The sequence below is a fragment of the Phycicoccus avicenniae genome (assembly GCF_050496545.1).
GTDB lineage: Bacteria > Actinomycetota > Actinomycetes > Actinomycetales > Dermatophilaceae > Phycicoccus > Phycicoccus avicenniae_A.
The window spans coordinates 25,506-42,437 of sequence record NZ_JBNVZV010000004.1; the positions used below are offsets into that span (position 1 = coordinate 25,506).

Sequence of the window (16,932 nt, forward strand, 5' to 3'; positions counted from 1 at the left end):
GCGGTGGCACGATGGCGCCCATGAGCGACGACGCGGTCGACCGGGCCCAGCGGGCGCTGGAGGAAGGCATCTTGCGGGACTTCGGGACCGCGATGTCCTACGGCGCCTACCTCGACCTCGACACCCTGCTGTCGGCGCAGCACCCGCGCAGCGAGCCGGTGCAGCACGACGAGCTGCTGTTCATCGTGCAGCACCAGGTGTCCGAGCTCTGGCTCAAGCTCCTGCTCCACGAGCTGCGTTCGGCGCGAACGCTGCTCGCATCCGACGAGCTCGCGCCGGCCCTCAAGCGGCTGGCCCGGGTCAAGCACGTGCAACGCCAGCTCGTCGACATGTGGGACGTCCTGGCCACCCTCACCCCGAGCGAGTACTCGCTCATCCGGCCCTTCCTCGCGACGAGCTCGGGCTTCCAGAGCGACCAGTACCGGGCGGTCGAGTTCCTGCTCGGCAACAAGAACGCCGACATGCTCCGCGTCTTCGAGCACGACGCGCGCGCCCACGGCGGGCTGTCCTCGCTGCTCGCCGAGCCGACGCTCTACGACGAGTTCCTGCGGCTGCTCGCGCGGCGCGGGTACGCCGTCCCCGCGTCCGTCCTCGACCGCGACGTCACACAGCCGTACCGGCTCGACCCGGACCTCGTCGCCGTCTTCGCGTCCGTCTACGCCGCACCGGACGAGCACTGGGGCGTGTACGAGACCTGCGAGGAGCTGGTCGACGTCGAGGACCTGTTCCAGCAGTGGCGTTTCCGTCATCTCCAGGTCGTGACGCGGACCATCGGCCACAAGACCGGGACCGGCGGGTCGAGCGGCGTCGACTTCCTGCGCCGCGCCCTCGACCTCACCTTCTTCCCCGAGCTCTACGAGGTGCGCACGCAGGTCGGGTGAGTCAGGCCCGTCGGCGCGCCCTGGCGACCAGGGCGGCGGCCCCCGCCACGAGCAGCAGGGCCGCGCCGACACCCCAGGCGACCCACCCACGTCCTGCGTCGGTGGCACGGTCCGGCCGGCTCGGTGCGGCGGCGGCGGGTGTGGTGGCCGCCGGCGACGAGGCCCCGACGGACGGTGCGGCCGCCGCCGCACGGTACCGAGGCGCCCCCGCCGGCTCGCCCGTGGTCTCCAGGGTGAAGGTGACCCGCATCGGGACGGCCGCGGAGTCGTCGAGCGAGGGGACGGAGACGGCGGCGTAGTACTGGCCGGCGAGCGAGGCGAACCTCGTCGCGAGCTCCTCGCGGTTGCGGTAGCGCACGGGCGCCAGCTCGCGGACCGCCGGTCGGTCCTCGGCGCCCACCGGTTGGAGCGGGTCGCTGCCCGAGCGGACGTTGCCGCGCGTGGGGTCGTACAGCCGCACGTCGTAGAGGGGCCCGCTCGCGCTGCCCCCGCCGACGGGGCGGACCGAGTCGACGGTGAGCCGCACGCCCTGTCCCCAGTCGACCGGGAAGCGGTAGAAGATCGTCTCGCCGCCCACGAAGGTCTCGGTGAAGGTGCCGTCCGACAGGGGCGTGGCGTCGGAGAAGGTGGTCCCTCCGACGACCTCCTGCGGCGTCCCGTCGGAGCGGGCCGGCTCGGGGGTGGGGACCGGTGCGGGGTCCGGCAGCGCGTCGGCGCCGTCGACGGGCGGCTCCTCGAGGACGAGCAGCTCGGCGTCGACGGGGTCCTTCCCGCCGGCGACCCGGTCCACCTCGAGGTCGAGCGACACAGCGGTGCCGCATCCCTCGGAGTGGCCGCCGTCGAGGGCGATGGAGTCGGCGACGACGTAGGCGAGCGAGGACAGGCCGAGGCGCTCGGCCCGGCCCGGGAGGTTCGTGCACGACGTGCCGTCCGGCGCGGTCGCGCGGAACCGGAGGTCCTCGGCGTTGTAGCCACCCCCGTCGAGGTCGACCGCGGGGCGGGCGGACACCGAGACGTGGAGGGTCGAGCCGGGCACGGTGCGTCGCAGCGTGTAGTGCCGTGCGCCGGCGCCGGTCGTGAACGTGTCGACGTACTGCCCCGCGGTCAGATCCGGGGCGCCCGACGGCGCGGGCGTGCCCGTGACCCGTGTGCCCGAGACGGTGAAGGCCCGGGCGGCCCGGACCGAGATGCGGGCCAGGTCGGCCGTCAGCTGGTCGGCGTCGGCCGCGTCGTAGTAGGTGCCGTTGCCCGCCCGGGCGATGCACTGGAGCTGCCGGCGGGCGGCGGCGCCCACACCGAAGCCCACGGTGTCGATGCGCAGGTCGATGCCGGCGCCCACGAGCCGGCGCACGACGGGGCAGGGGTCGGGGACGCAGGACTCCTCACCGTCCGAGACGAGGACCACGGTGCGCTTGCCGGTGGGTCCGAGGTCGTCGAGGGCCTGCTCGAGCGAGAGGGCGATCGGTGTCTCGCCGACCGCGCGGACCCGGCCGACGGCGGTGGTGAGGGCGACGCGGTCGAGCGGCCCGACGGGGACCTCCAGCCGGGTGTCGGCGCAGGCGGCCTTCGTCGGCTTCCCGCCGCCGTCGACCCGGGCGCCGTAGACCCGCAGCCCGACCCGCGTCTCCTCCGGTAGCCGTCGCACGACGCCGGTCAGGGCCTTCTTCGCGGCCTCCACCTTGGTCAGGCCGGACGGGTCGGGCCGCTTCATCGAGCCGGAGGCGTCGAGGAGGAGCAGGACGCTGCTCGCCGCGGCCGGCCCCGGAGTGGGCGCGGGGGCGGCCGGTGAGGGCGCGGCCGCGGCGACGAGGCCGCCGAGCGCCAGGAGTGCCGTGACCGCGGCGCGGCGCGGCGTCGTGCGGATGGTCATCGTGGGTCCCCTCCGGATGTTTGCGATCGCGAATCTACTTATTCGCGATCGCGAACGTCAAGTCCTCTCGCCCATCCTCGCGAGTGGGCGGCCGCAGGACGAGCCGGATCGCGGGAACCCGCAACCGGACGGTGTCCGGGCGCGGCTAGGGTCGGCGCATGGCCGCCCCCCGTGTCATCCACACCGCCCAGGCCCTCGTCGACGCGGTGCTCGAGATCCCGGCCCTGCCCGCCCGCGGCGGGAACGTCATGGCCGAGTCCTACCGGCGCTACGCCGGGGGAGCGGTGACCATCCTCCTCGCCGCCGCGCGCTCCGGCGCCCACGCGGTGCACGCCGGGGCGGTGGGCACCGGCCCGAACGGCGACATCGTGCGCGCCGCGCTCGCGGCCGACGGCGTCGAGGTGTCGGCGCCGCCCGTCCCGGACGTCGACACCGGGGTCTGCGTCGTCCTCGTCGAACCCACCGCCGAGCGGACCTTCGTCACGACCCTCGGCGCGGAGCGCACCATCACGCCGGAGTCGCTGCAGACGAGCGAGCCGCGGCCGGGCGACCTCGTCTGCGTCAGCGGCTACAGCCTGCTCGGACGCACCCGCGACCCGCTCGTCGCGTGGCTGACGTCCCTGCCCGACGGGGTCGTCGTCGTCCTCGACCCCGGCGCCGCGCTCGTCGAGGTGGACGCGGCCGTCCGCGACACCGTGCTCCGCCGCACGGACGTCTGGACCGGCAACACCGACGAGGCCGACGCGCTGGCCGGGGTGCGGGGCATCCGCGAGGCCGTCCAGGTCGTCGCCGGGATGCTGCGCCCCGACGCCGTCACCATCGTGCGCGACGGGCCGCGCGGCTGCCTCGTGCGTGAGGGGTCCGAGCAGGTCTTCGTCCCGGGCCATCCGCGTCGGCCGGTCGACACCAACGGCGCCGGCGACACCCACACCGGGGTGCTGCTCGCCGAGCGCGCGGCCGGACTGTCGTGGACGGAGGCGGCGGCCCGGGCCAACGCCGCGGGCGCCCTCAAGGTCACCCGCCGCGGCCCGGACACCGCACCGACCCGCGCGGAGATCGACGCCTTCCTCGCGGGCCGTCCGGCCTGAACCGGTCCGCGGCCCGTGCCAGACTGGCGCGCGTGAGCCCGGCCGACGCCCTCGAGCAGCAGCGCACCCTCTACGGGGCGCCGCTCTCCGAGCTCGCCGCCGAGGCCACCGGAGCGCTCGGGCTCACCCAGGGCCGGCTCGCCGAGGTGCTCGGCCTCTCGGCGCCGATGCTCTCGCAGCTGCTCAGCGGGCAGCGGGTCAAGATCGGCAACCCCGCTGTCGTGCACCGGCTCCAGGCCGTCCTCACCCTCGCCCGCCAGGCGTCCGGGCTGCCGGCGGACGCCGTCGCGACCCGGCTCGCCCAGATCCGGGCCGAGCAGCCCACCCTCACCGGCGACGCCGCTTCCGACGCCACGGCCGCGGCCCGCGCGCTCGCCCGGGTGGTGCCCGCCGACGAGCTGCTCGCCGCCGCGGGAGAGGTGCGCTCGGCGCCCCTCGCCGACCTCCTCCGTCAGGCCGCGGACCTCGCTGCCCGTGGGTGAGGTGTTCGCCGGGAGGTACGAGCTCGTCGACCTCATCGGGGAAGGGGGGATGGGCTCGGTCTGGCGCGTGTGGGACCGGCGCGAGCAGCGGGTCGTCGCGGCCAAGGTGCTCAAGCAGTCCGACGCCGTCTCGCTCCTGCGGTTCGTCCGCGAGCAGGCCGTGCGGGTCCGGCACCCGCACGTCCTCACCCCGCTCGGCTGGGCGGGCGAGGACGACCGTGTCCTCTTCACGATGCCGGTCGTCGACGGCGGGTCGGCCGCCACGCTCGTCGGCGACCACGGCCCGCTGCCACCGGTGCTCGTCGCCGAGCTGCTGCGCCAGCTGCTCTCGGCGCTGGAGTCCGTGCACGGCGCCGGCATGGTGCACCGCGACGTCAAGCCGGCCAACCTGCTGCTGGTGGCGACCGGCACCGGCCGGCCGCACGCCCTGCTCACCGACTTCGGCATCGCCGTCGACGACCGGGTGCCCCGGTTCACGCACACCGGTGGGGTGACCGGCACACCGGGCTACATCGCACCGGAGGCGGAGCTGGGCGCCGACCCCACCCCGGCGGTCGACCTCTACGCGGCCGGCCAGGTCGCGAGGGCGCTGCTCACCGGCACCCGCCCGAGCGACCCGGCAGCGGCCACGCTGCCCATGGGGACACCCGATGCCCTGCGCGCGGCGGTCGAGGCCCTCACCGACCCCGAGCCGTCGGCGCGACCGTCCTCGGCGCGGGCAGCCCGTGAGCTGCTGGCGGTGCCCGCGCTCGCGTGGTCGGAGGCGGCGCTCGGCGAGGTCGAGGTCCTCACCCACGTGCCGCCGCTCGGGGACGGCCGACCCCAGGTGCGCGTCGAGCCCGACGACGACCTGCCGACCCGGGTCGCGACCCCCACCCTGCCTCCCGCGGCGGAGCCGCCGACGCCCGCGCCGCGTGCGTCGGACGCGTTGTCCCCGAACCGGACCGGGGCCCGCCGACCGCTGGTGGCCGCGATCCTCGCGGTCGCCCTCCTGGGCGGCGGCGTCACGTGGTGGGCGGTGGGGCGTGACGGCGGCCCCGGGCCGTCCACCACCCCGTCCCCGTCCGTCGGCTCGTCCGGACCCGCCACGCCGAGCGGCACGCCGACGCCGAGCGCGGCCACACCGTCGCCCACGCCGTCGACGACGCAGGGGAGCGTCTCGGTGGGCACGGTCGTCGTGGCCGTCGGGCAGGAGTGCTCGTTCAGCGACGTCGGGCTGCGCGAGGAGACCGTCGACGGCGACCCCGTGGTCTGCCGGCAGCGACCCGACGGCCGCTACGCCTGGGACCCGCCCGGCGGCTGAGCCGTCGCCCGACCGCGGCGCAGCGCGTAGAGCACACCGCCGGCGCCGAGGAGCGCCACGAGACCGCCCCCCGCGACGAGCGGCCACGGGCTGCCGTCGTCCTCCTCGCGGGCCGGGCCGGACGCCACGGGCGTGGCCGACGTCGACGGCGTGGGGGAGGGGCTCGCGGACGGTCCGGACGTCGAGACCGCGCCGGCGTACTGCGGTGCGCCGGTGGGTGTTCCCTCGACCGAGACCCTGAGGCGGATGTCGACCGGGGCCGCGCTGTCCTCGCCGTCGGGCTCGTACGTGCGGCCGACGGCGAAGTAGTGGTAGCCGGCGAGCGACGCCTTGCGCAGCTGCACGAACGAGTAGGCCCCGTTGCCGAAGGCGCGCCGGTTCGCCCAGCGCACCTCGGGCGTGTACTCGGTGAGCTGGAGCGAGGTTCCCGCCGGGCCGAGCGACCCGGCGTTGCGGGGCTCGCCCGAGGTGCGGGTGAGCACCGCGCGGTCGGGCGCGTAGACGTCGACGGCGAAGCCTGTGTACGAGGTCGACCCGAGGGTCAGCTTCTCGCCGGGCTCGGGGGCGTCGACGGTGAGCGCAGCGCGCTGGCCCCAGTCGAGGCGCACCCGGTAGAAGATCTGCTCGGCGGGCAGGATGGTGTCCCGGTAGGTGCCGGGCGTCAGCGTCAGGGCGTCGGAGAACCCTCCGCCGCCGACGACCGTCTCGCCCGCGCCAGAGGCCGGCGCGATGAAGGGCTCGACCCCGGTCGGCTCGAGGGTGGGCGGCAGCGCGTCGGCACCGGTGACGGCCGGCTCCTCGATGTAGACGACCTCGACCGGCACGGCCTGGTCGACGCCCTTCGGCCGGTCGACGCTCACCCGCAGCGAGGTCGCGGTGTGGCAGGGGTCGGTGTCGGAGTCGTCCTTCGGACCGTCGACGCGGATCTGGGAGACGACCGCCTCGGTGCGACGGCCCGGGTCGAAGCGCAGGGCGTTGTCGTTGCCGCAGCGCCTCCCGTCCGCGGTGGTGACCGTGACGTCGAGCCGCTCGGTGGAGTAGTCGTCGGGGTTGGCGGGCGGTCGGGCGGTGAGGGAGAGGCGCATCGTCGAGCCGGCCGCCCGCTGCACCTCGTAGTACCGGGGCGCGGTGCCGAGCGCGAAGGAGTCGGTGTACTGCCCCGGCCGCAGGACCGGTGCGGTCTCGGCCGTCTCGGTGGCGACCACGGGCGTCCCGCTCACCGTGAAGGGCCGGAGGGCGCGCTGCGAGAGCTTGCCGAGCGAGGCGGAGAGGGCGTCGGCGTCCTTCGCGTCGTAGTAGGTGCCGCGCCCGGCGTCGGCGATGCACTGCAGCTGCGCGCGGGCCTTCCCCGAGACGGCGAACCCGACCGTGTCGATCTGCAGGTCGACGCCGTCGGCGACCAGCTTCTTGACCGTGGGGCAGGGGTCGGGCACGCAGGACTCCTCGCCGTCGGAGACGAGGACGATGTTGCGCTTCCCGGTCGGCCCGAGGTCGGCGAGGGCCTGCTGCAGGGAGTACGCGATGGGCGTCTCACCCACGGCCGTGAAGCGGGAGACGGCCTTCGTGAGGGCCGGGCGGTCGAGGGCGCCGACGGGGACGACGTTCTGGGTGTCGGCGCACGCGGCCTTGGTCGGCTTCCCGTTGCTGTCGACCGTCGCGCCGTAGACGCGCAGCCCGACCTGGCTGCCCTCCGGCAGGGCCCCGACGACCGCGGTGAGTGCCTTCTTGGCCGCCTCGATCTTGGTCAGGCCCGACGGGTCCGGCTTCTTCATCGAGCCCGAGGCGTCGAGCATCAGCAGGAGCCGCCCCGGGACGGGGTCGTCGGCGTGGCTCGGTGCCGCGAGGGCGACCCCGGTGACGAGGGCGAGCGTCGCGGCGAGGGCCGCGAGGCGGGACGTGCGGTGGTGTGGCATCGGTTCCTCCCCTGGTGTTCGCTATCGCAAACATACTGTTCGCGATCGCGAACGTCAATCCGGTGCGACCGCCAGCGTAGGCGGTCGCACCGGCTCGACGGCCAGGTCAGGGTGCCTCGACGTCTCGGCCGGTCCGGCGCAGGGCGAGGCGCAGTGCCGTGCCGACCAGCCAGAGGGCCATCCCCGCCTGGAGGGGGAAGAGGGCCGTCCAGGCCACGTCGTCCGTGACGACGACGAGAGGGGCCGCGACCCCGTACCCGAGCCCGCCGACGACACCCGGTGCCGCCAGCAGCCGTGCGGGCCAGGTCCTCTCGTCGCGGGCCACCAGCACGGCGAGCACGGCGAGGAGCAGCCCGGTGAGGGGTGTCGCGCCGACCGACAGCAGGACGTGGAGGTCCAGGACGGGCGTCGCCTCGCCGTGCTCCAGGTGGTGGGCGTCGCCCGCGGCGAGCAGGTGCACGACCATCTCCACGGTCCCGAACACCCAGCCGGCGGCGGTGAGCGCACTCCAGCGGCGGGTCCGCCGCGTCAGCGACCCGGAGCGGGCCAGCAGGGTCAGGCCCACGGCCCCGAGAGCGGTGCCCGCGACGAGCAGGGCGTGGGAGACGCCCCAGGTCGGTGCCGAGAGCATCGAGGCCAGGTGTTCCTGCACGGTGGCGCCGGAGCCCTGGGGGTGCCGGCCGCCGCCGGCTGCCAGGAGCAGGCCACCGAGGCCCAGCGTCGCCGTGGCGGCCCAGCGGCGGGGACGGCGGCGACCGGCGGGGTGGTCGGTGCGGGTAGCCGGGGAGGTCAGGGTGGTCATCTCAGCCCTCCTCGAGGGTGTTGTGCGACGCGGCGACGAGCCAGGTGCCGTCGGTGTGGCGGACGAGCACGTGGGTCATGCGCGAGCTGTGGGTGCCCTTGAGCGGCCCGGTGGGGGCCCGCAGCGTGCTGCGGATGACGACGAGCGCCGTGTCGTCCGTGAGGAGTCGGGACTCCACGACCTGCATCGTGGTGTGGCTGCCTCGGTAGATCGTCGCGAAGATGCCGGCGTGCCCGGCGGCGACGACGTCCCGACCGCGGAAGTGCTCGCCGCGGATGTTCACGAACGTGGCGTCCGGGGCGTACGCCGAGGCGAAGGCCTCTCCGTCGCCGGCGTTCCACGCCCGGGCCAGGCGCGTGACGAGACGGTCGGCCAGGGTCGCGGGATCGGCCCCGGCGAGGGGGACCGCCGTGGTCCGGGGTGGGGTGGTGGTGGCGGTGGTCATGTCGTGCCTTTCGGTGAGTTGGTCTTGATTGGATCAAGCGATGCTCAGTGAATATAGACCGACTCAGCGATTCTGTACAGTGGTCTCCATGAGCTCGTCGAGGACCTACCGCTCCGAGCTGCGCGAGCAGCAGGCGCAGCACACCCGTGCCGCCATCGCCCGCGAGGCCCGCGCCCGCTTCGTCGCCGCGGGCTGGGCGGGCACCACGGTGCGTTCGGTGGCGGAGGCCGCCGGCGTCTCCGAGGCGACCGTCTACAACGTCTACGGCAGCAAGGCCGGGCTCGCGGTCTCGCTCGTCGACGCCGCGGAGGAGGGGGCGGACGTCCGGCGCGCGGCGGCCGAGCTCGTCGAGCGGGAGGGCGACCCCCGGGGCCAGCTCGCGACGTTCGTCGGCTTCGACCGGCGGCTCTTCGAGAGGGGTGGCGACGTGCTGCGGGTCCTCGGCGAGGCTCGGCGCCAGCACCCCGAGCTCGGCGAGGCGTACGACGAGGGGCGGCGGCGCGGCGGGGAGCAGCGACGCCGGGTGCTCTCCACCTGGCCGGCCTCGGTGTGGCGCACCGGGGTCGACGTGGAGCGTGCGCTCACGGTCTACGCGATGGTCGTCTCGCTCGACAGCTACGACGTGGCGGTGCGCGAGGGCGGGTGGAGTGCCGACGAGGTCGAGGACTGGTGGCTCGCGTGCCTCGAGGACCTGCTGCTCAGGCCAGCCGGTCGAGGTCGGAGCGGCAGCGGCGCTCGAACTCGGTGAGCTCGGAGAGCGCCGCCTCCAGGTCCCGGCGGCGCTGCTCGAGGTCCTCGCGGCGCTCGTCGATCTGCGCGAGTACGTACTCGAGCTGGCTGCGCCGGCCACGGGGTGCGTCGTAGAGGTCGATGATCGTGCGGATCTCCTCGAGCGGGAACCCGAGGCGCTTCCCGCGCAGCACGAGCCCGAGCCGCGTGCGGTCGCGGCGGTGGTAGACGCGGGTGGTGCCGCGCCGCTCGGGGGAGATGAGCCCGAGGTCCTCGTAGTGGCGCACGGTGCGGTGGGTGACGCCGAACTCGTCGGCGACCTCGGCGATGGTCCACGTGCGGGACGCGTCGTCGGTGGGGGCGGCCGCTGGCGCCGTGCTCGGGCTTGTCACGGAGGCGAGTATTGCTTTACGTTGACGTCAACGTCAAGAACGTGACCACCTGCCGGCCGCCGCGACCCGGGGCCGGTGCCACGAGCGCGAAGGGGCGCCCCATGTACGAGCTCAGCAAGGACCACGAGGACTTCCGGGCGGTCGTCCGCGAGTTCGCCACCGAGGCCGTCGAGCCGCACGTCGCGCAGTGGGACCGCGAGCACCACTTCCCGGCCGACCTCGTGCCGCGGATGGGCGAGCTCGGCCTCTTCGGGCTCGTCGTGCCGGAGGCCTTCGGTGGCTCGCTCGAGGACGCCGACGGCGGCGCCTTCACGAGCCTGTGCATCGCCATCGAGGAGCTCGGCCGGGTGGACCAGTCGATCGGCATCACGCTCTCGGCCGGGGTGGGCCTGGGCATCAACCCGATCCTCACCTACGGCTCCGACGAGCAGAAGGAGCGCTTCCTTCCCGACCTCGTCGCCGGTCGTGCGCTCGCCGGCTTCGGCCTCACCGAGCCCGACGCCGGGTCCGACGCCGGCGCCACGCGCACCAAGGCGGTCCTCGACGACGCGACGGGGCGGGCCCCTGGCTCTGCCAGGGAGTGGGTCGTCGACGGCGCGAAGGCGTTCATCACCAACTCGGGCACCGACATCACCTCGGTCGTCACCGTCACCGCCCGTACCGGCACCCTCGAGAACGGCCGTCCGGAGATCAGCGCGATCATGGTCCCCTCCGGCACACCGGGATTCACCGTCGAGCCGGCGTACCAGAAGATGGGCTGGAACATCTCCGACACCCACGGCCTCTCGTTCGCCGGGTGCCGCGTGCCCGAGGGCAACCTCCTCGGGGAGCGCGGCCGCGGCTTCCACCAGTTCCTCAAGACCCTCGACGACGGCCGCATCGCCATCAGCGCGCTCGCCCTCGGCCTCATCACCCGGATGCGCGAGGAGGCGGCCGCGTACGCGAAGAGCCGCACCGCGTTCGGGCGCCCGATCGGTGTCAACCAGGGTGTCGCGTTCCCCGTCGCCGACCTCGCCGTCATGGAGGACGCCGCGCGCCTGCTCACCTACCGCGCCGCGTGGCTCAAGGACGAGCAGGAGGCCGGTCGCCGCTCGGTCGAGGAGGTCAAGCAGGCCGCCGCGAAGGCCAAGCTGTACACGTCCGAGGCGGCCGTCACCGCCACGCGCATCGCGACGCAGGTCTTCGGCGGCAACGGCTTCATGGAGGAGTACCCCGTGGCCCGCTTCTACCGCGACGCCAAGATCCTCGAGATCGGCGAGGGCACCTCCGAGGTGCAGCGGATGGTCCTCGCGAAGGGGCTCGGCCTCCCGGCATGAGCACCGACCCCGTGACCACCGACCCGCGCGTCGCCGACGTCCGCGCCCGCCTCGAGGCGGCCCACGCGGCGTCGGCCGCACCGATCGAGAAGGCCGCCGCCAAGCTCGCCGGCCAGGGCAAGCTCTACGTCCGCGACCGCATCGCGCTGCTCGTCGACGAGGGGTCCTTCGTCGAGGACGGGCGCTACGCCAACTCGCGCGCGGCCGGGCTGCCGGCCGACGGCGTGGTCACCGGGCGCGGCACGGTCGACGACCGGCCGGTCGTCGTCATCGCCAACGACCCGACCGTCAAGGCCGGCTCGTGGGGTGCGCGCACCGTCGAGAAGATCGTCCGGGCCACGGAGACCGCTCTGCGCGAGGAGCTTCCCGTCTTCTGGCTCGTCGACTCCGCGGGCGCCCGCATCACCGACCAGGTCGAGATGTTCCCGGGTCGGCGTGGCGCGGGGCGCATCTTCCACAACCAGGTCGCGCTGTCCGGCAAGGTGCCCCAGATCTGCTGCCTCTTCGGGCCGTCGGCCGCGGGCGGTGCCTACATCCCGAGCTTCTGCGACGTCATCATCATGGTCGAGGGGAATGCCTCGATGTACCTCGGCAGCCCGCGAATGGCCGAGATGGTCGTCGGCGAGACGGTCTCCCTCGAGGAGATGGGTGGTGCGCGCATGCACTGCACCGTCTCCGGCGTCGGCGACCTGCTCGCCGCCGACGACACCGAGGCCATCGAGCTCGCGCGGCTGTACTTCTCCTACCTCCCGGAGACGTGGCGCTCGCCGCTGCCGACCTATCACCCCGAGGAGCCGGCCGAGCCGCTCACCCGGGCCAGCGTGCCCGAGCGTGAGAGCCAGCCGTTCGACGTCCACGGCCTGATCGACGGGCTCGTCGACGACGACAGCTTCTTCGAGGTCAAGCCGCTCTTCGCGCCCGAGCTCGTCGTCGGCTTCGGGCGGATGGCGGGGGAGACCGTGGGCATCGTCGCCAACAACTCGGCCGTCAAGGGTGGCGTGCTCTTCACCGACTCCGCCGACAAGGCCGCCCGCTTCATCTGGCTCTGCGACGCGTTCTCGATCCCGCTCGTCTACCTCGCCGACGTCCCCGGCTTCATGATCGGCTCCGAGGTCGAGCGCGGCGGCATCATCCGGCACGGGGCGAAGATGGTCTCCGCCGTCGCCTCGGCCACCGTGCCGCAGTTCTGCGTCGTCGTCCGGAAGGCCTACGGCGCAGGGCTGTACGCGATGGGCGGGCCCGGCTTCGGCCCCGACGCCACCATCGCGCTGCCGACCGCCCGCATCGCGGTGATGGGGCCCGAGGCCGCGGTGAACGCGGTGTACGCCAACAAGATCGCCGAGGTCGAGGCCTCCGAGGGCACCGAGGCACGTGACGCGTTCGTCGAGGCCCGGCGGGCCGAGTACCTCGAGGACGTCGACCTCGAGCGGCTGGCCGCCGACCTCGTCGTCGACCAGGTCGTCGAGCCCGAGGAGCTGCGGGCCGAGCTGCTGCACCGGCTGCGGTACGCCGCCCGCCGGGACCGGCACTTCGCGACCAAGCGCCGCGACGTCCCGCCGGTCTGACGGTCGGCGTTCACTCGACTTGGTCAGGCGCCGGCGATCTCGCGCAGGGCGGCCAGGTGCCCGTCATAGGCGGTGCGCCCGGTCCGGGTCAGCGACAACCAGGTCCGCGGCCGCTTGCCGACGTAGCCCTTGCGGACCTTCACGTAGCCGGCCTGCTCGAGCGTCGACACCTGCTTGGACAGCACCGAGTCCGACACCTCGACCTCGTCGCGGACGAGCGCGAACTCGGCCTCGTCCACCCCGGCCAGCGTGGCGACGATGCTGAAGCGGACCGGGGCGTGGATGACGTCGTCGAGCCGGTGGCGCGCGTGGGCCGGTCGCGTGGCGCCGTCGGTGCTCACCGGGTGCCCCCGCGGCGGATGCGCACGGCCGCGAGCACCATCGGCGCGGCGACGACCAGGCCGGCGAGCACGAGCAGCCCGACGTTCTCGGTCTGCGGCACGCCGTCGAGCTCCTGCTGGGCCTCGCGGACGTTGAACGCGATGATCGCGGCGAGGAAGAGGACCATCGTCACGCCAAGCCCGATCCAGCTGGTGCGGCGGGTGTTGCGCGGCCAGGCCCGAGCGCCCCGGGTCTGCCACGTCGTCAGGGCGAGGAGCAGCAGGACGTAGAAGGCGATGACGACCGACTCGTAGCGCGTGTCCTCGGTGACGCGCGAGACGGCGAGGAAAGCGCCGACGAGGAGCCCGAAGCCGGCGGTGGCCAGGGCGTGGATGCGGCGCTCGGCGTCGCGGCGGCCGGTGGCGGCCTCGGCGTGGGCGAGCTGCTCGCGGGCCTGCTGGGGCGTGATGTCGTTCATGGGGGTTCCCTCCCGTGGGGTCGTGTGCATGCCTCGACCCTACGAAAGTACTTTCCACCCTGTCAAGTACTTGCCGCGTGACCGTTCACGGGGTGCGCAGGTCGTGCCACGCGAGGCCGAGCTCGGCGACCAGCTCGCGCACCAGCGGCAGCGAGACGCCGACCACGTTGCTCGGGTCGCCCTCGATGCCGGCGACGTACGGTGCCCCCAGCCCGTCGAGGGTGAACGCCCCGGCAACGCGCAGCGGCTCCCCGGTGGCGACGTACGCGTCGACCTCGTCGTCGGTCAGATCGGCGAAGTGCACTGTGGTGGAAGCAGTTCCGCCGACCATGCCGCCGCTGCCACCCTCGTCGTCGTCGCGCAGGTCCAGCAGCCAGTGCCCGGTGTGCAGGACGCCGGAACGCCCACGCATCCGGTGCCAGCGGGCGACGGCCTCGGCGGCGTCGGCGGGACGGCCGTGCACCTCGCCGTCGATCTCGAGCACCGAGTCGCAGCCGAGCAGCAGGTCGGCGACCGCCTCGTCGCCGAGCGCGGCGGAGACGTCCTCGGCCTTCGCGCGGGCGAGCAGCAGTGCGACGTCGGCCGCCTCCAGGGTGCCGTGGGCGGCCTCGGCGGCGGCGACCTCGGCGTCCTCGTCGACCGCCGAGACCCGCACGAGCGGCTCGACGCCGGCCGAGCGCAGCGTGGCGAGGCGGGCGGGGGAGGCGGAGGCGAGGAGGAGCGTCGTGGCGGGCATGGCGCCACCGTAGACGGCGGCGCCCCGGCTCAGCCGAGCACCTCGTCGACGAAGCACCAGCGCCACGCCTCGCCGGGCTCGATGGAGCGCATCACCGGGTGCCCCGAGGAGGCGAAGTGGGCGCTCGCGTGCCGGCCGACCGAGGAGTCACAGCACCCCACGTGCCCGCACGTGGTGCACGAGCGCAGGTGCACCCACGTCAGCCCCTCGGCGCGGCACTCCGGGCAGCCGTCGGTCTCCGAGGGCGGGTGCGGCGCACCGTCGTCCGCGAGGTGGTCGCAGGCCCCCGCGACCCGCTCCGGTGGGCGGAGCACCGACTCGCGGACCCCCGCGGTGCGCGTCGCGGCCCATCCGAGGGCGGTCTCCTCGGCGTCGAGCTGGCCGAGGACGCTCGTGAGGACCGCGTGGTCGACCTGCCCGGCGGCCCGGATGCGCAGCAGCTCGTCGCGCTCGTGCTGGATCATCTCCACGCGCAGGCGGGCACGTGCCTCGGCGGGGCTCTCCCGCTCGCCGGGGCCGAGGGTGCCGAGCCGCTCCCAGCTGCGGTTCACCCGGTCGCTCGCCTGCTGGCGGATGACCTCGACCACCTCGGCGTCGTTGGTCGGGTCGTCCTCGAGGGCGCGCAGGCCCGCGCCCGTGGTCGCACCCAGGACGGTCGCCTCCTGCAGCGCGTCCTCGCGCGGGTCCGGGCCCCGGACGTCGAGCGCGCGGGCCAGGGCGGGCAGCGTCGTCCCCTGCAGGACGAGCGTGCCGACCGTGACGACGAGGGCGATGAGCACGAGCTCGGGACGCATCGGGGTGTCCTCCGGGAGGGTCAGGGCCGCCGCGAGCGTGACGACGCCCCGCATCCCGGCCCAACCGCTGACCAGCGACCAGCCGAGCACCTGCCGCCGGTCCGCGTGGCCGCGCAGGACCTGGACGGCGGCCTGGCCGAGCAGCCAGACCGGGCGGAGCACGAGCACGGTGACGAGCACCGCGGCCGCGACGGCCAGCGTGCGACCGGTGCCGAGCTCACCGTCGCGGGTGTCCTGCACGAGGCTCCACACCTGGAGGCCGATGAGCAGGAAGACGGCGTTCTCGAGGACGAAGGTGACGCTCGACCAGTTGATCCGCTCCGCCAGGCGGGAGGGAGCCGACTGCAGGACCGGCGCCCGGTAGGCCAGCAGGAGGCCGGCGGTGACGACGGCGAGCACGCCGGACGCGCCGACGACCTCGGCCGGGGCGTAGGCCGCGAACGGCACGATGAAGGAGAGCGCGGTGTCGGCCGGCACCTCGGTGAGGCGCCGGCGCAGCCACCCCACGACCAGGTAGACGACGACGCCGAAGGCCACGCCGCCCACGGCCGCGACGACGAGGTCGAGGCCGACCGAGCCGAAGCTGATGCCCGCCGGCTCCGCGCCGTGCGCGGAGAGACCGGCGGCGGCCAGGGCCGTCCGCAGCGTCACGAGGGCCGTCGCGTCGTTGAGGAGGGACTCGCCCTCGAGGATCGTGGTGATCTTGCGGGGCAGCCCGATCCGGCGGGCGACAGCGGTGGCGGCGACCGCGTCCGGCGGTGCGACGATGGCGCCGAGGGCCAGGGCGAGCGCGAAGTCGATGTCCATGAGCCAGGTCGCCACGAGGGCCACGCCGACCGCGGTGAACAGCACCAGCCCCACGGACAGGCTGAGGATCTTGGACCGGAAGGCGCGGATGTCGACCAGCGAGCTGGACAGCGCGGCCGAGTACAGCAGCGGCGGCAGCAGCCCGAAGAGGACGACCTCCGGGGAGAGGCGCACCTCGGGGACCTGCGGCAGGACGGAGGCGATCGCCCCGACGCCGAGCAGCGCGATGGGCACGGGGATGTTCCGCGGACCCGCCAGGCGGCTGACGACGATGACGACGAGGACGATGGCGACGACGAGCACGGCCTGTTCCACGTCGTCGATTCTCGCCCCTCGGAGGACGTCGTGGGGGACGGGTCCCGCCCGCGGACGCTCAGCCGGGGTCGACGGTGCTCAGCGGGCCGGTGAGGTAGTGCTGGAGCACCGGGCCGACGACCTCGCCCAGCTCGTAAACGTCGGCGTCGGCGAGGCCGGGCAGGGCCACGACGTACCGGGCGAACAGGTACCCGGTGAGCTGGGCGCCGATGAGCGCCGCCCGCAGCTCGGGGCGGTCGCCGCCCAGCAGGTGGGCGAGCGGCGTGAGCATCCGCTCGGTGAGGATGCGCTGCACCAGCATCGCCGCCTCGTCCTCGGACGCGGCGGCGCGCAGGAGGCCGGTCATCGGCTGGCGGGCCGCGGGGTCCTCGAGGGTGCGGATGGTCAGCTCGGCGAGGCGCCGGCCGGCGTTCTCGGGGCCCTGCGCGAGGACGCCGTCGGCGAGGGCCTCGGGGTCGAAGGGGAAGTCGACGACGCTGATGAAGAGGTTCTGCTTGCTTCCGAAGTAGTGCGTGACGAGGCGGGTGTCGACGTCGGCCTCACGGGCGACGGCGCGCAGCGTGGTGCGCGGGTAGCCGAGCTCGGCGAACTGGTGCTTGGCGGCGGCGGCGATCGCCTCCCGCGTGTTGCTCCCCGCGGGGCGACGACCTCGCGCACGGGCCACCCGTCCTCCTCCGAGCCCCGCCGCACCACCG

General features: G+C 74.4%; 17 protein-coding genes. 7 read left to right on the forward strand and 10 right to left on the reverse strand.

What is annotated here, in order from left to right:
- The first annotated feature begins 20 nt into the window (after positions 1-20).
- Positions 21-881, forward strand: a complete 861-nt coding sequence (gene kynA / locus ACQZ2A_RS04470; protein ID WP_430207608.1) for a tryptophan 2,3-dioxygenase — start codon at positions 21-23, stop codon at positions 879-881.
- Between the two features lies 1 nt (position 882).
- Here the strand turns inward: kynA and ACQZ2A_RS04475 are convergent, their stop codons facing one another.
- Positions 883-2,751 carry a vWA domain-containing protein gene (locus tag ACQZ2A_RS04475; protein ID WP_430207611.1) on the reverse strand — a complete coding sequence of 623 codons (1,869 nt, stop codon included), beginning with the start codon at positions 2,749-2,751 and terminating at the stop codon, positions 883-885.
- A 158-nt stretch (positions 2,752-2,909) separates the two neighbouring features.
- Here ACQZ2A_RS04475 and ACQZ2A_RS04480 point away from each other — a divergent pair, with 158 nt between their 5' ends.
- From ACQZ2A_RS04480 to ACQZ2A_RS04490, 3 genes are read left to right on the forward strand one after another with little or no spacing between them, the layout of a single operon-like run.
- Positions 2,910-3,839 carry a PfkB family carbohydrate kinase gene (locus tag ACQZ2A_RS04480; protein WP_430207613.1) on the forward strand — a complete coding sequence of 310 codons (930 nt, stop codon included), beginning with the start codon at positions 2,910-2,912 and terminating at the stop codon, positions 3,837-3,839.
- Between the two features lie 32 nt (positions 3,840-3,871).
- Entirely contained in the window at positions 3,872-4,321 is a 450-nt protein-coding gene (locus ACQZ2A_RS04485) for a DNA-binding protein (RefSeq protein ID WP_430207616.1), read from the forward strand.
- Complete coding sequence (locus ACQZ2A_RS04490) at positions 4,314-5,624, forward strand: protein kinase domain-containing protein (protein WP_430207618.1); 1,311 nt, start codon at positions 4,314-4,316, stop codon at positions 5,622-5,624. Before ACQZ2A_RS04485 ends, ACQZ2A_RS04490 begins: the two co-directional genes overlap by 8 nt.
- Here ACQZ2A_RS04490 and ACQZ2A_RS04495 read toward each other — a convergent pair.
- The 3 genes from ACQZ2A_RS04495 to ACQZ2A_RS04505 all read right to left on the reverse strand — a co-directional run bounded on the left by ACQZ2A_RS04495 (position 5,597) and on the right by ACQZ2A_RS04505 (position 8,784).
- A complete protein-coding gene (locus ACQZ2A_RS04495; protein WP_430207621.1) occupies positions 5,597-7,537 on the reverse strand; it encodes a VWA domain-containing protein in 1,941 nt (646 codons plus the stop codon). The genes ACQZ2A_RS04490 and ACQZ2A_RS04495 overlap by 28 nt on opposite strands.
- A 106-nt stretch (positions 7,538-7,643) precedes the next feature.
- Entirely contained in the window at positions 7,644-8,339 is a 696-nt protein-coding gene (locus tag ACQZ2A_RS04500; protein WP_430207624.1) for a hypothetical protein, read from the reverse strand.
- A 1-nt stretch (position 8,340) separates the two neighbouring features.
- Complete coding sequence (locus ACQZ2A_RS04505) at positions 8,341-8,784, reverse strand: SgcJ/EcaC family oxidoreductase (protein ID WP_430207627.1); 444 nt, start codon at positions 8,782-8,784, stop codon at positions 8,341-8,343.
- An 88-nt stretch (positions 8,785-8,872) separates the two neighbouring features.
- Between ACQZ2A_RS04505 and ACQZ2A_RS04510 the strand changes: the two genes are divergently transcribed.
- Positions 8,873-9,532, forward strand: a complete 660-nt coding sequence (locus ACQZ2A_RS04510) for a TetR/AcrR family transcriptional regulator (RefSeq protein ID WP_430207630.1) — start codon at positions 8,873-8,875, stop codon at positions 9,530-9,532.
- On the opposite strand, the gene ACQZ2A_RS04515 is transcribed toward ACQZ2A_RS04510, so the two are convergent.
- The gene (locus ACQZ2A_RS04515; RefSeq protein ID WP_430207632.1) at positions 9,483-9,905 is read right to left on the reverse strand and encodes a MerR family transcriptional regulator; all 423 of its coding nucleotides are present in this window, start codon (positions 9,903-9,905) and stop codon (positions 9,483-9,485) included. The genes ACQZ2A_RS04510 and ACQZ2A_RS04515 overlap by 50 nt on opposite strands.
- A gap of 101 nt (positions 9,906-10,006) precedes the next feature.
- Between ACQZ2A_RS04515 and ACQZ2A_RS04520 the strand changes: the two genes are divergently transcribed.
- Both ACQZ2A_RS04520 and ACQZ2A_RS04525 read left to right on the forward strand, forming a co-directional pair.
- Positions 10,007-11,221, forward strand: a complete 1,215-nt coding sequence (locus ACQZ2A_RS04520) for an acyl-CoA dehydrogenase family protein (protein ID WP_430207635.1) — start codon at positions 10,007-10,009, stop codon at positions 11,219-11,221.
- Positions 11,218-12,786: an acyl-CoA carboxylase subunit beta gene (locus ACQZ2A_RS04525; RefSeq protein ID WP_430207637.1), complete on the forward strand. Its 1,569-nt coding sequence runs from the start codon at positions 11,218-11,220 to the stop codon at positions 12,784-12,786. The genes ACQZ2A_RS04520 and ACQZ2A_RS04525 overlap by 4 nt, the downstream gene beginning before the upstream one ends.
- A 23-nt stretch (positions 12,787-12,809) precedes the next feature.
- Here ACQZ2A_RS04525 and ACQZ2A_RS04530 read toward each other — a convergent pair whose 3' ends face one another.
- The 5 genes from ACQZ2A_RS04530 to ACQZ2A_RS04550 all read right to left on the reverse strand — a co-directional run bounded on the left by ACQZ2A_RS04530 (position 12,810) and on the right by ACQZ2A_RS04550 (position 16,901).
- Positions 12,810-13,127, reverse strand: coding sequence for a winged helix-turn-helix domain-containing protein (locus ACQZ2A_RS04530; protein WP_430207639.1), 318 nt, complete (start codon positions 13,125-13,127; stop codon positions 12,810-12,812).
- Positions 13,124-13,585: a hypothetical protein gene (locus ACQZ2A_RS04535; RefSeq protein WP_430207642.1), complete on the reverse strand. Its 462-nt coding sequence runs from the start codon at positions 13,583-13,585 to the stop codon at positions 13,124-13,126. The genes ACQZ2A_RS04530 and ACQZ2A_RS04535 overlap by 4 nt, the downstream gene beginning before the upstream one ends.
- Positions 13,586-13,670: 85 nt before the next feature.
- Positions 13,671-14,321: a Maf family protein gene (locus tag ACQZ2A_RS04540; protein ID WP_430207644.1), complete on the reverse strand. Its 651-nt coding sequence runs from the start codon at positions 14,319-14,321 to the stop codon at positions 13,671-13,673.
- A gap of 29 nt (positions 14,322-14,350) precedes the next feature.
- Positions 14,351-16,237 (reverse strand): Na+/H+ antiporter, encoded by a 1,887-nt coding sequence (locus ACQZ2A_RS04545; RefSeq protein ID WP_430207646.1) that lies wholly within the window; start codon positions 16,235-16,237, stop codon positions 14,351-14,353.
- Positions 16,238-16,295: 58 nt separating this feature from the next.
- Positions 16,296-16,901: a TetR family transcriptional regulator gene (locus tag ACQZ2A_RS04550; protein WP_430207649.1), complete on the reverse strand. Its 606-nt coding sequence runs from the start codon at positions 16,899-16,901 to the stop codon at positions 16,296-16,298.
- Positions 16,902-16,932: the final 31 nt, after the last annotated feature.

Excerpts from the sequence above, each read along its gene's own strand:
- kynA (WP_430207608.1), top strand. The coding sequence starts at position 21 with ATGAGCGACGACGCGGTCGACCGGGCCCAGCGGGCGCTGGAGGAAGGC.
- ACQZ2A_RS04475 (WP_430207611.1), bottom strand. The coding sequence starts at position 2,751 with ATGACCATCCGCACGACGCCGCGCCGCGCCGCGGTCACGGCACTCCTG.
- ACQZ2A_RS04480 (WP_430207613.1), top strand. The coding sequence starts at position 2,910 with ATGGCCGCCCCCCGTGTCATCCACACCGCCCAGGCCCTCGTCGACGCG.
- ACQZ2A_RS04495 (WP_430207621.1), bottom strand. The coding sequence starts at position 7,537 with ATGCCACACCACCGCACGTCCCGCCTCGCGGCCCTCGCCGCGACGCTC.
- ACQZ2A_RS04500 (WP_430207624.1), bottom strand. The coding sequence starts at position 8,339 with ATGACCACCCTGACCTCCCCGGCTACCCGCACCGACCACCCCGCCGGT.
- ACQZ2A_RS04505 (WP_430207627.1), bottom strand. The coding sequence starts at position 8,784 with ATGACCACCGCCACCACCACCCCACCCCGGACCACGGCGGTCCCCCTC.
- ACQZ2A_RS04510 (WP_430207630.1), top strand. The coding sequence starts at position 8,873 with ATGAGCTCGTCGAGGACCTACCGCTCCGAGCTGCGCGAGCAGCAGGCG.
- ACQZ2A_RS04520 (WP_430207635.1), top strand. The coding sequence starts at position 10,007 with ATGTACGAGCTCAGCAAGGACCACGAGGACTTCCGGGCGGTCGTCCGC.
- ACQZ2A_RS04525 (WP_430207637.1), top strand. The coding sequence starts at position 11,218 with ATGAGCACCGACCCCGTGACCACCGACCCGCGCGTCGCCGACGTCCGC.
- ACQZ2A_RS04535 (WP_430207642.1), bottom strand. The coding sequence starts at position 13,585 with ATGAACGACATCACGCCCCAGCAGGCCCGCGAGCAGCTCGCCCACGCC.
- ACQZ2A_RS04540 (WP_430207644.1), bottom strand. The coding sequence starts at position 14,321 with ATGCCCGCCACGACGCTCCTCCTCGCCTCCGCCTCCCCCGCCCGCCTC.